Annotated in this window: 12 protein-coding genes; all 12 read left to right on the plus strand. The window is 38.2% G+C overall.

What is annotated here, in order from left to right; all coding sequences use genetic code 11:
* Nucleotides 1–22: 22 nt before the first annotated feature.
* The 12 genes from resB to IEX29_RS09160 all read left to right on the plus strand — a co-directional run bounded on the left by resB (nucleotide 23) and on the right by IEX29_RS09160 (nucleotide 12,678).
* Complete coding sequence (gene resB / locus IEX29_RS09105; RefSeq protein ID WP_188734165.1) at nucleotides 23–1,666, plus strand: cytochrome c biogenesis protein ResB; 1,644 nt, start codon at nucleotides 23–25, stop codon at nucleotides 1,664–1,666.
* A 42-nt stretch (nucleotides 1,667–1,708) separates the two neighbouring features.
* The gene (gene ccsA, locus IEX29_RS09110) at nucleotides 1,709–2,899 is read left to right on the plus strand and encodes a cytochrome c biogenesis protein CcsA (RefSeq protein ID WP_188734166.1); all 1,191 of its coding nucleotides are present in this window, start codon (nucleotides 1,709–1,711) and stop codon (nucleotides 2,897–2,899) included.
* A gap of 194 nt (nucleotides 2,900–3,093) precedes the next feature.
* Nucleotides 3,094–3,810 carry a response regulator transcription factor gene (locus tag IEX29_RS09115; RefSeq protein WP_188734167.1) on the plus strand — a complete coding sequence of 239 codons (717 nt, stop codon included), beginning with the start codon at nucleotides 3,094–3,096 and terminating at the stop codon, nucleotides 3,808–3,810.
* On the plus strand, nucleotides 3,810–5,564 hold the full coding sequence (locus IEX29_RS09120) for an ATP-binding protein (RefSeq protein ID WP_188734168.1): 1,755 nt from the start codon (nucleotides 3,810–3,812) through the stop codon (nucleotides 5,562–5,564). The genes IEX29_RS09115 and IEX29_RS09120 overlap by 1 nt, the downstream gene beginning before the upstream one ends.
* A gap of 289 nt (nucleotides 5,565–5,853) precedes the next feature.
* A complete protein-coding gene (locus IEX29_RS09125; RefSeq protein WP_188734169.1) occupies nucleotides 5,854–6,285 on the plus strand; it encodes a DUF4430 domain-containing protein in 432 nt (143 codons plus the stop codon).
* Between the two features lie 2 nt (nucleotides 6,286–6,287).
* On the plus strand, nucleotides 6,288–6,797 hold the full coding sequence (locus tag IEX29_RS09130) for an ECF transporter S component (protein WP_188734170.1): 510 nt from the start codon (nucleotides 6,288–6,290) through the stop codon (nucleotides 6,795–6,797).
* A 1,185-nt stretch (nucleotides 6,798–7,982) separates the two neighbouring features.
* Complete coding sequence (locus IEX29_RS09135; protein WP_188734171.1) at nucleotides 7,983–8,138, plus strand: hypothetical protein; 156 nt, start codon at nucleotides 7,983–7,985, stop codon at nucleotides 8,136–8,138.
* Nucleotides 8,117–9,133: a YpbB family protein gene (locus IEX29_RS09140; RefSeq protein ID WP_188734172.1), complete on the plus strand. Its 1,017-nt coding sequence runs from the start codon at nucleotides 8,117–8,119 to the stop codon at nucleotides 9,131–9,133. The genes IEX29_RS09135 and IEX29_RS09140 overlap by 22 nt, the downstream gene beginning before the upstream one ends.
* A 3-nt stretch (nucleotides 9,134–9,136) precedes the next feature.
* On the plus strand, nucleotides 9,137–10,675 hold the full coding sequence (locus IEX29_RS09145; RefSeq protein ID WP_188734173.1) for a RecQ family ATP-dependent DNA helicase: 1,539 nt from the start codon (nucleotides 9,137–9,139) through the stop codon (nucleotides 10,673–10,675).
* Nucleotide 10,676: 1 nt separating this feature from the next.
* Nucleotides 10,677–11,243: a CPBP family intramembrane glutamic endopeptidase gene (locus IEX29_RS09150; RefSeq protein WP_188734174.1), complete on the plus strand. Its 567-nt coding sequence runs from the start codon at nucleotides 10,677–10,679 to the stop codon at nucleotides 11,241–11,243.
* Between the two features lie 10 nt (nucleotides 11,244–11,253).
* Nucleotides 11,254–11,529 (plus strand): hypothetical protein, encoded by a 276-nt coding sequence (locus IEX29_RS09155; protein WP_188734175.1) that lies wholly within the window; start codon nucleotides 11,254–11,256, stop codon nucleotides 11,527–11,529.
* Nucleotides 11,530–12,090: 561 nt separating this feature from the next.
* A complete protein-coding gene (locus tag IEX29_RS09160; RefSeq protein WP_188734176.1) occupies nucleotides 12,091–12,678 on the plus strand; it encodes a genetic competence negative regulator in 588 nt (195 codons plus the stop codon).
* Nucleotides 12,679–12,767 lie beyond the last annotated feature (89 nt).

Raw genomic sequence — 12,767 nt, forward strand, 5'->3', positions numbered from 1 at the left:
TCCATGAGAATGGAGGTAGACAATGAATAAAATTAAATGTGAATGCGGTCATATTAATCCGGAGGGTACCGTTTTATGTGAGGCATGCGGAAAACCTATAGAAGAAAATCAGCATATTGACGGTAATGACGAAAAAAAACTCTTAAATATGCGCTATGATGGCAGTGCCCGCCGTTCACAAACGTATCGAAAATCAATCATAGATAAAATTTGGAGTTTTTTCTCCTCCGTAAAAGTAGGAGTCTGGCTTATTATTTTAGCATTAATTGCGTCCATATTTGGAACGATTTTCCCGCAGGAGCAATTTATACCGCAGGAGGCGGTATCAAGAGATCCGGCAATTTTCTATGAAGATCGTTATGGTATTTGGGGCTTAATGTATTATCAGCTCGGATTTCATCATATGTACAGCTCTTATTGGTTTATTACCTTAATTGCTTTAATTGGTATATCATTGGTTATTTGCAGTTTAGACCGGTTCGTTCCGCTTTTTAGAGCATTAAGAAACCAGAAACCAAAAAAGCATAAAAAGTTTTTATCCAGACAGCGTCTGTACAGCGAGTCAATAAATGTAGATGATTCAGATGTTGACAAGCTGGTTCAGGGATTAAAGAATTCCAGATATAAAATCACAGAAGAAGATGGTCAAATACTTGCAGAGAAAGGCCGCTTTTCCAGATGGGGACCTTATGTAAATCATATTGGACTTATTATTATATTGATTGCAGCTATCTTACGTACAACACCAATCATGTTTACTGAAGAGTATATGTGGGTTCGTGAAGGGGAGCAGAGAGTAATTCCCGGTACAAACAATCAGTATTACATAGAGAATAAAGACTTTATATTGGAAACACATGATCGAAACGATGAGCGTTTTCAGGAGGCTTTTCTGAAGGAAGAGGAAATTGCGAGTAATTTCCAGACAGATGTTGTCGTTTACGAAGCAAAGAATGCCGATGTTGTTGGTGCCGAGCCGGAACTGGAGCCAATTTTGGAGCATTCAATTCAAATGAATAACCCGGCAAAATTTGATAGATACACACTTTATCAGCAGGGATATCAGTTAAATGAATTTGAAAATATGAGCTTCCATATACACGAGGCAGATGATTCAGAAGAAAAATCCCTTGGAGATTTTACTATTGATTTATCAAACCCGGAGTCAGTTTATGAATTAGACAGCGGTTTCCGCGTAGAATTAACAAATTATTATCCGGATTATATCATGACAGAAAACGGAAACCCTGCTTCGGAAACAGATTTTCCTAGAAATCCAGCCTTTGTTGTGACAGTGTATCCTCCCGATTCAGAAGAAGGAGAAGTCAGTTTTCTGGGGGTCGGCAGGAACATCGATGCTACCGGAGAAAACCAATACAAGGTAGCTATTGATAATGCTGAATTCCGGGATGTCAGCGGTATTGCAATAAGCTCTGACCGGACGCTTCCTTACTTTTTGATCGGCGCCATCATCTTTATGATTGGTGTTAGCCAGGGGATGTATTGGCAGCACCGCAGAGTCTGGATTAATAAACAAAATGACAATTCTCTTCTTGTAGCAGCTCATACAAATAAAAACTGGCACGGAATCAAACGAGATATTGAAAAAGCTATAGAAGATACAAATGTTACAATGGTAAAAGACCAGCAGGAATTAGATGATTAAACATTAAAACGAAATGGTTAAGACAGGATTGGAGGTAAGCGAATGGATTTATACAGTGTTAGTAGCGGGGCCTTGCTTATTGCTTTTATTTTATATTTAGTTGCGACTTTTTTCTTTGGAGGGGCGATCCGGCAAAATAAAAGCGAACGCCATCAGAAAACAAAAGCAGGGACCATCGGTTTAGTTATAACAATAATAGGTTTTGCATCTCAATTAGTTTATTTTATTACAAGGTGGATGTTAACTGGCCATGCGCCTGTAAGTAATCTTTTTGAGTTTACAACCTTTTTAGGGATGTCAATGATTTTTGCATTTATTATTATTTACATCTACTATAAAACGGCCTTTTTAGGGGTATTTGCTCTTCCTTTGGCAACAATTATTATCGCTTACGCAAGCATGTTTTCAACTGGTGCGGCGCCGCTGGTACCGTCTTTACAAAGTAATTGGCTGCACGTCCATGTGACGACAGTTGCGTTAGGACAGGGAATTTTATTTATCAGCTTTGTGGCCGGATTAATGTATTTAATTCGACAAATTGATCAGACAAAGCTGACTTTCCGCAATGCGATGCTTGAGGTTGTTATTTATTGTATCTTTTTATTTATTGGATTTATTGCTATTACATCAATATTTAACGCACTTTCCTACCAGGCAACCTTTGAAGTGGAAATGGATGGACAGGCTGTCACAGCTGAATATCAGCTTCCACCGATTGCTGCACCTAAAGACAGCACTTTATTATCTGAAAACGTAATGAATCCATGGTTTGAGGCACCAGCGTGGATGCAGGGTGATGAAGCAGGCAGAAAATTAAATACCGTGATCTGGTCATTCTTTGCAGGTACGATAATTTATGGAATTGCCTTTTTAATTTCCCGTAAACGGATTGGTAAAAGGCTTCATCCGCTTGTTAAGGGTGTGAAACCGGATATGCTGGATGAAATTATGTATCGTTCTGTTGCTATCGGTTTTCCGGTCTTTACTTTAGGCGGGTTAATCTTCGCAGCTATCTGGGCACAGCTGGCTTGGGGGAGATTCTGGGGCTGGGATCCAAAGGAAGTCTGGGCATTAATTACCTGGTTCTTCTATGCAGCATTCCTGCATTTACGGCTCTCCAGAGGCTGGCATGGAGAAAAATCAGGCTGGCTGGCAGTAGTTGGTTTTGCGATTATCATGTTCAACCTGATTGTAGTAAATCTTATACTGGCGAGCTTGCACTCCTACGCATAACACTGCCTGTCAGGAGATTACAGATAAGAAAAGGGAATTGTTATCAATCATTTGATGACAATTCTCTTTTTAGATGAGAAAAGATTAAACGCCTGCTGCGCGGTTAAGAATACAAGGATTCTCTTAATCCCTTAACTTTTCAAACAGGTTCGTTTATAATGCTAATTAGAGTTGAAATGAGGAGTGAATTGTAAATGAGTGAAGCACAAAAGTTATTAGTGGTAGACGATGAAGAAAGAATTCGACGTTTAATAAAAATGTACTTAGAAAAAGAAGATTTTGAAATAGATGAAGCAGCAGATGGAAAAACTGCACTGGAGATGGCTTTGCAAAATAATTACAATGCGATTATCTTAGATATTATGATGCCTGAGATGGATGGAATTCAGGTTTGTGAAGAGCTGAAAAAAGAAAAGGATACACCAGTCATTATGTTAACAGCCAGAGGGGAAGAATCTAATCGTGTGCAAGGCTTTGAGGTAGGGGCCGATGATTACATTGTTAAACCATTCAGCCCGAGAGAAGCTGTACTGCGGGTAAAGGCTATCCTCCGAAGAGTGTCTAATGTAAATTATCAGCAGTCCGATACTACTGCAAAAAATTTATTAGTATTTCCACACTTGACCATTGATCATGATGGGCACCGGGTTACTGCAGATAATCAGGAAGTCAGCCTGACACCTAAAGAATATGAGCTGCTTTGCTTTTTAGCAAATTCACCGGATAAAGTATTTAATCGTGAGCAATTATTAAAAGAAGTTTGGCAATATGAATTTTTTGGCGATCTTCGGACAGTCGACACGCACGTTAAGCGGTTACGTGAAAAATTGAATTCTGTTTCCCCGCAGGCTGCGAAAATGATTGTAACTGTATGGGGCATCGGCTATAAATTCGAGGTTGAACAAGACTGATGTTTTGGAAGAGCGTTGTAGGTAAACTATCATTAACGATATTATTATTAGTGTCCTTTGTTTTAAGTGTATTAACGTTCTTTTTAATGCAGTTTTTTGAAACTTATCATATTCAGGAAGCTGAAAATGATATGACGCAAATGGCTGCAAAAATTTCTTCATTGGTTGATTCTGAGTATGATTTGGACTTTATTGAGGATGCTACGGAGATGCTGAGAGATCCTTCCAGCCGGATTGTCATTTACAATGCAGATGGTGAACCATGGATTTCTGATTCTGAGGATACAGATTTGAATTTTATTAATGAATCATGGATGTTACATGACCCGGAAGCCCGTGAATTGCTTGATCAAGTTACTGCACAGAGCTCTCAAGGGCTGATTGAGGATGAGAATGAAATTATTTCAGTAGGCTCGCCTTTGGAAAATGGGGGAGCTGTGTTTGTTTTTAAATCCTTGGATATGATTAATGAAACTAAAGATCAGACAACCAAACTGATTTTGCTGAGTGCGGGTATTGCTATTTTGCTGACAACGTTTTTTGCTGTATTTTTATCATCCCGTGTTACGGCACCATTAATTAAAATGAGGGAAGCAGCCTATAATTTGACTCGCGGTGAATTCAATACAAAAGTACCTGTATTAACCCGGGATGAGATTGGTGATTTAGCCATTGAATTTAATCGTATGGGCAATCAGCTCAATTATCATATTCAGGCTTTAAGACAGGAAAAAGAGCAATTATCCAGTATTGTGAGCTCAATGGCTGACGGTGTATTCACGCTTAATAGAGACGGGGAAATTATTGTTATAAATCCTCCGGCACAGGCATATTTAGATAACTGGAATTACGAGCATAATCAGAAAGAAGATAAAGAAAAACAGCTTCCAACAGAGCTTAAAGATGCCCTTAATGAAGTAATCGCTGAAGAGAGAGCCGTTTTAAAAGAATCAGTTGTCCAGGGGCGGAACTATGTAATGCTTGTCACTCCATTGTATGATGAATCCCACGTTCGGGGCTGTGTTGCCGTTATCCGTGATATGACCGAAGAACGGCGTCTTGATAAGCTTCGTAAAGATTTCATCGCAAATGTTTCGCATGAATTGCGTACACCTATTTCTATGCTTCAGGGATATAGTGAAGCAATTGTTGATGATATTGCCGAAACAAAAGAAGATAAGAATGAATTAGCTAAAATTATATATGAGGAATCTCTCAGAATGGGAAGGCTTGTAAATGAATTACTCGACTTAGCGAGAATGGAAGCCGGGCAAATTCAGCTTCATGTTGAGCCTGTTGCTGTTCAGGCATTTGTTGAGCGGATTGTGCATAAATTTCAGGGGCTTGCCCAAGAAAGTGAAGTAGAACTTTCATTAAGCTTAGACATGAATGAACAGATTGGAGAAATGGATCCAGATCGGGTCGAACAAGTATTAACCAATTTAATTGATAATGCCCTCCGCCACTCTGAAAAGGGCGGAAAAGTAGAGGTGCACGCGCTTAGCAACTCAGATTTCCTTCACGTAGAAGTAGAGGATAATGGCAGCGGCATCCCGGAAGAGGATCTGCCATTTGTTTTTGAACGTTTCTACAAAGCGGATAAGTCCAGAGTGAAGAAAGAGAAACAGGGAACAGGTTTAGGACTAGCCATTGCCAGAAATATTATTGAAGCACATCATGGGAAAATTCAGGTTAGAAGTAAGCTGGATCTCGGTACAACATTTAGTTTTGAAATACCTATGAAACAATCCTGAGAATAAAGAGATATGCTAAGATAGCGATATATACAAAATAGTAATTTAGGAATGAGAGATAATCAGTGAAAGCTGTTGCTGTATTCACAGTTCTATTTATACTCCTTTAGGTTAGTTGTTAAATAGAGCTTGTTAAAAGCAGTATCTCTCTTCCCAACAACTCCAAGCATCAAAGGATAGCAGCTGGATTGAACGGAGTAGTATATATATTGTTCCATCTTCAGCCTGTTAACGAAACAGGCTTTCCTTATGGATAAATTTAGAGTTGATAACGAAAGGAGATAGGAAGATGAATAGGTGGTTGAAGTTTTTGGGTATTATGTTATTATCCTTCGTTCTGCTTGCAGCATGCGGTAATAACGGGGAAGAGAATGAAAGCTCTAATACTTCAGTCAGCACCAATGAATCAAGCGGTAAAGAGCAGGAACCGGCCGAAGATGAGGTGCGAATAACGATAACGATTGATGACGGGAATCAGTATGTATCAGAAGAAGTTGTTCAAGTGGAAGAGGGGGATATCCTTTTAAATGTACTGGAGGATGCCTTCTATGTAGAAGAAGATAATGGATTTATCACTTCCATTGAACGGGTATCAGATGATGAAGACGAAGGAAAGTACTGGATGTATTATGTAGACGGAGAGCCTTCTCCGGTTGGAGCAGGAGAATATGAGCTGAATGGCGGCGAGGAAATCATATTTGATCTGCAGTCAATAGAGTAAACATGAACACATACAAGCTGACATTAATTGCACTGTTAGCAGCCCTGGCTGTAGTAGGCAGATATGCCTTTCAATTTCTTCCGAATGTACAGCCTATTACAGCAATTATTATTTTAACAGGAATTTTCCTTGGTCCAGTATCGTCTGTTATTTTAAGTATATTAGTGGTATTTCTCTCGAACATGCTGCTCGGCATGGGAATTTGGACCATTTGGCAGATTATCTCATGGTGTTTAATCGGTTTAACCGCAGGAATTATCGGCATTACCTGGAAAAAGGTTCCCTTCCTTTTTATTATCCTTTTTGCAGTATTCAGCGGTTATTTTTATGGTTTTATTATTTCTTTAACGACGTATCAAATTACAGGACATTTCTGGCCGTATTATTTAGCCGGGCTTCCTTTTGATACAGCACATGCTATTGGCAATGGGGTATTTATCCTTTTATTATATCCATTGCTTCACGGTTTGTTTAAAAGATATTCGAAAAATAGATTTCGAATGACAAATTAACTATTCATAACAAAAGAGAAGGCTGCTCATGAGCGGCTTTCTCTTTTGTTACGTATACTGAGGAATTATTTTATCTGCTTGTGTCCCTTGGCTAGAAGTTATTCTGAGTATAAAATGCTCAACTTTCGCACCTAAAAGAATAACTTTCTTATCATAGAGACAGGTGTTGGTCGTTCCTTTCACCTATCTCTTGATAAAGCATAAACTCTAGCTAGAAAGAAGGCAACGTGTAAGGCACCGCTGCGGCGGACCGTTTTGCTTTCGACGTACAGGACGTACTAATGCAGGCGTTGCAACAGGACGTTGCGACCTTAGCCTGCCTGGGGGCACGCTCTTCAGCTAACTTTTGCCAAGAAGATCACTTGGCAAAAGTGGATCTTCAGATGGTGCTAATCCCTTAGGAGTCAAAACGATCCGCCTCCGCTAGCAGGGTGTTCTATACTGTTTAATACAACTGAATCAATAGAAATTAGACCAGCAAAGAACATATTTTTCGTGGTAGATATAAAAATGTCCCGTCATGATTACTTTCTGTTCATAAAAGCTATTCCCGATATTTACTATCCCGTGCTTTGTCATCATTTAAATTGCCAAATCAATTATTTGAAACACTAAAAGGATCTTTTCATCGAGCAAAAAGCGATTATTTCATCCAACTCCAATAGGATATGATTTCTGTCATTCGCTGTAGAAGCCTAACTGAGCGCAGACCAACCACGTAGACTCCTAAGTGGTTCGCAGGCTAAACCCGTGACTCCTGTCACAACGCCTGCACTTGCACGTCCTGGGACTGGGACTGCGATTACTCGTCCCACCGAAGAGCTTTTGCGATTACTCGCCCCATCGAAAACATTTGTGCATCGCAGGGCGAGCTGAAGATCCACTTGAAAAGCGGTTTTCTTTTCAAGTTAGCTGAAGCCGTCCCCAAGGAAAGCGTAGTGGTTGGGCGTAGCGGAGCTATACACAATCTCCATTTCCGCAGAAGTATGATTTGACAAAATGTAACCAGGATAATGAAGAACATGTTCATCCTGGAATAGGAAGGTATAGATGCTTATTCTCAGATGTGAAAGTTGAGTAAAATATATAAACATATATTCATTCGTGATATAATTTTCTATATTAATAATTGAATCATTACTGCATGATAGCCTTTTCATCATGTACAAAATAGGGGTCCGGTAAATGCCTAAGTTTTTAACCTACGATGAAATTCTGCAGAAATGCGAGGAAATTAATAAAAAATATCAAATGAAGCAAGAACATTTTGATGAAATAGTTTGGATGGTGGTGTCAGGATGCTTTTTCAGGGAATACTTATGGATTGTTTTCAAAAAATAAATCAAGAACGTACATCTTCCAGTGTGTATAATCTTTTAATCGGAAAAAAAGCTATCCAAACTATACAGGATGCCAGGTTCTATCATATCGCTGATTACTACGGTATCTACCCCGGCTTGGCTAAAGACGATTACAGGATACAGCTTAACCAGTTAATAGAACTTGATTATTTGAGGGAAGATAATGAGAAAAAAATACAAATCACAAAAAAAGGAAAGTCCTGGCTTGCATCATGTAAAACAAATCTTGACGGATTTGCGGGTGCGAAATATGCAAATGTGATGGAGACATTCAAGCAGCGATTGCTGCTTTTTATTCAAACCATTACCAACACTTCTAAAAAACAATATCTTTTTATTCCCATTTCAGATAACCATGAAGCTGAACAATTTGTTAAAGGTTTTTATAAGCAGTATAAGCAGCGTTCAAAAGAGGTATTACAACAACTATATAAAGAATTAGAAAAAGCTTTATCCGGCCTGACAGACCTCGAAGCATCGATGTTTGTTGATCGTATAACCAGTTACTACTCTTACGGCAGCAGTTTGCAGCAGCTTTCGCAGGATTATCAGCTTTCTATTCAGGATTGTTTTTTAATTCTGCAAAAAGGTTTTTATCGCCTGTTAAGGGTTCAGGAGCATGATAATGATTATCCGATGCTCAAGCACTTTACAAAAAACTTATATATTTCTGATACACCCTTAAGTCAAACAGCCCAGCATACACTCCGTTTACTTCAAAAGAAGCATTCTTTTAAAGAAATTGTGCAAATCCGTCGTTTAAAAGCAAATACGATACAGGACCACTTGGTGGAGATTGCTATGCATGAGATGGAGTTTCCTTTTTTTGATTACTTGAATTCCACGATTTATGAAGAGATTAAAGAAGTCGTACATTCAAAGCAGACCTATCGTTTAAAAGAAATTAAAAATAATGTGAATCCGGATATCAGTTATTTTCAAATTCGTTTAGCACTGGTTTTATACAATAAGTAGAGGGTGAGAATAATTCATTTAGAAGAAGCATTGTATCGTCATTTTAATTATGATTTTTTTCGGCAGGGACAGAAGGAAATCATTTCTGATGTCCTCTGCGGGAAGGATGCCCTTGGCGTATTGCCGACAGGGTCCGGTAAATCTATTTGCTATCAGCTTCCTGCAAAGCTGTTAGACGGCATTACTATTGTTGTATCTCCGTTAATTTCTTTGATGATTGATCAGGTTAAGGAGCTAAAGGCTACCGGCTTTAAAGATGTTATTGCTTTAAACAGTTTTTTGCCTTTTATGGAACAACAGAGAGCTTTAAATAATTTAGATTCATACCGGCTTATTTATGTTTCCCCGGAGTGGCTTCAAAAAAGAAAGCATCAAAATTATTTAAAGCAGCTGCCGATTAAACTTTTTGTAGTGGATGAAGCGCATTGTATATCCCAATGGGGGCATGAGTTTCGTCCAGACTATCAGCGTCTGCATGAAGTGATTGAAGCATTAAATCATCCTCCGGTATTGGCGTTGAGTGCTACAGCAACACCAGATGTCCAGACCGATATTATCCATAGCTTGAACAAGCCGGACATGAAAAGGCATATTTATCCGATGGATCGGAACAATATTGCTTTTTGTGTGGAAGAAGTGGAGAATGATCAAGAAAAATTGGACCGCATTATAGAAATGACAAAGTCATATTTCGTTCCTGTATTAATTTATTTTACAAGCAGACAAATTGCAGAAGAAACAGCTCTGTCTTTATCCGTCAAACTTCCAAAACGAAATATTGCTTATTATCATGGCGGAATGGAAGCATCTGAACGCTTGCGAATTCAGCAGCAGTTCATGAATAATCAAATTGATATTATTTGCTGTACAAGCGCTTTTGGAATGGGAATTAATAAATCAGATATCCGATTGGTGGTTCACTATCATCTTCCGCTCCAGATTGAATCTTATATTCAAGAGGTAGGCAGAGCCGGAAGAGACGGAGAATCAAGTGTCGGCGTAATTCTTTATCATAAGGGAGATTTTCGTCTATCGGCAAATATGGTTAAAAATGAACTGCCGTCAATGGAGGTTATTGATCGCCTTATCACGACAATCTTGACCTGTCAAAGTACTCAAGTTGATTTGCCATCTCCTGAACAACTGCATATACTGCTCGATATTAATGAAGGTGCAGCCCGGTTTATCCAGAGACAATTGCAAAAATATGGGCTTATTCAGGATAATGAATGGTTTATTGATGAAAAGAAATGGAAACAGGTTAGAGAAAGTATCGTTCAATACTTGGAAAAACGGCAGTTATACAAAAATGATAAATTAAATGAGTTATACCGGTGGGTTCAGACTGGGGATTGTTTGCGGAAAACACTTTATCAGCCTTTTCAGGATGGATTTGGGGAACCAACCGATCAATGCTGCAGCAACTGCGGTTTTGACTGGAATAAATGGGTACCTGAATCACTTTTTAAAATACCAGAAGCTTCTTCTCCAATAAATTGGCGCAAAAAGCTTCAAAAGGTCCTGAATATGGAAGAGGTATAAGATGAAACAGTATGACCTGATAAAACAAATGTCAAAAAAAGAACTAAGGATTCAGTTATTTTTCTCTCAAGGATTATTTTTCCTGTTGGCAATGATATTAAGTTTTTTCCTGTTTGATTCGTTTTTTGATTGGTTGAATCTTTTCAGATGGGATTTGAAGGAAATCATTTTCTTCGGGTTTTTATCTGCTGTTATCATCGTTTGCATTGAGATTGCTTTAATGTACGTAACACCTGAAAAACACTGGGATGATGGCGGAATAAATGAACTTATATTTCAAAATCAGCCGATAAGTTTTATATTTGTATTTACACTGACAGTAGCAATTTGTGAAGAGTTTTTATTTAGAGGGGCCATTCAAACCACTTTTGGATACTTATTTGCAAGTATTCTTTTTGCATTGGCCCATATAAGATATTTAAAGAAGCCTGTACTATTTTTTGCAGCACTGGTCCTCAGTTTTTATATCGGCTGGGTTTATGAACATACTGCTAATTTAATTATTCCCATTGTCATGCATTTTTTTATTGACTTTCTACTTGGGTTAGTTATACGGTTAAAGAAATGAGGTGATGGCATTGAGCTCCAAGCAAAACGATCAAGCAGAAGCGTTAAGACAGGCTATTCAGGATGTAACAGAAAATAAAACAGAAACAGAGGAAGCTGTTCTGGATCAGGATGAACAAAAGGAGCAGACATCTGTTGAAATAGATATATTAAATTTACCGCCAAGAAATGAGGTACATAAAGACAGCAGTAAAATACGTTTCAAAGTCAATCTTTCTTTATTACGCTTCCTTTTTATTGTTGTATTACTTCTCGCTCTTGCAGGAATTATTGTCTGGTTTATTTGATTTTGAATTAAGCATAATATAATTAAACGAACACATAAAATGTTATAATTGGTGTACAAGTATATAAAGAATAAATTAATTTGTAAGGTACTCAAAAAGCTCGTGAATTGCTGATAAAAAATTTGGCGATGTGATATTTGTTTATTTTTTGAACATCTTTATAACTCAACTTTCGCATCTGAGAATAAACATCTATACCTTACAAGGATAAGCATGTTCTTCATTATCCTGCTTACATTTTGTCACCTTTTTATTGAAATGGAGATTGTGTATAGCGCCGCTCCGACCAACCACTACGCTTTCCATGGGGACGGCTTCAGCTAACTTGAAAAGAAACCCGCTTTTCAAGTGGATCTTCAGCTCGCCCTGTTCCCATAGGAGTCTACGTGGTTGGTCTGCGCTTAGTTAGGCTTCTACAGCGGATGACAAAAATCATACCTGATAAAGCTGGAAATACCCATTTTTAAAACGATACAAGCAGGTTATGTTCATCATTTGAAAATGGTGCATATAGTAATATAAATACTTGTTACGAAGTTAAGAGTAAAAGGGGGATGCAGTATGCGAATCGAACGAATTTCAACAGATCAGTTTAAAATTTTTCTTACGTTCGATGATCTTATAGAAAGAGGGTTTACCCGTGAGGACTTATGGCATGATGCATCTAATGTTCGTACTCTGTTCAGTGACATGATGTACGAAGCAAGCAGTGAGCTTGGAATGGAATTTGAAGGAATGTTACTTGTACAGGTACATCTTATGCAAGCCCAGGGAATGCATATTTTTGTTACGCATCAATATGATGATATTGATATAGAGTTAGATGATGAATACATCGAGATGAAGGTGACCCTTGACGAAAGCAAAGAGCTTATTTTCTCCTTTGATGATTTTGAAGATGTCATTTCCGTGGCAGGGTGTTTAACGAATATGGATATCAAGGAATCCAACGTATATTTTATGGAAAATCGTTATTTTATGCTGTTAGATCCTTATGCGCAAACAGTCAGTCATAAGGAAAATATTATTGGTCTCATGTCTGAATTTGCTCACCCGAGTATTTTAACCTCCCATCGGATAAAAGAGTATGGAAAAGTTATTTTTGAAAAAGATGCCATATCTAAAATAAATCATTATTTTGCTTCATAGAGTGAAACTTCATTTAAAGAGGGGTAGCCCCCTCTTTAAATGAGGCCGCTGATAAAAGGATAGGCTATAGATATAAGTATTTGACAAAT

Source organism: Oceanobacillus neutriphilus (assembly GCF_014645515.1).
Lineage (GTDB): Bacteria > Bacillota > Bacilli > Bacillales > Amphibacillaceae > Oceanobacillus > Oceanobacillus neutriphilus.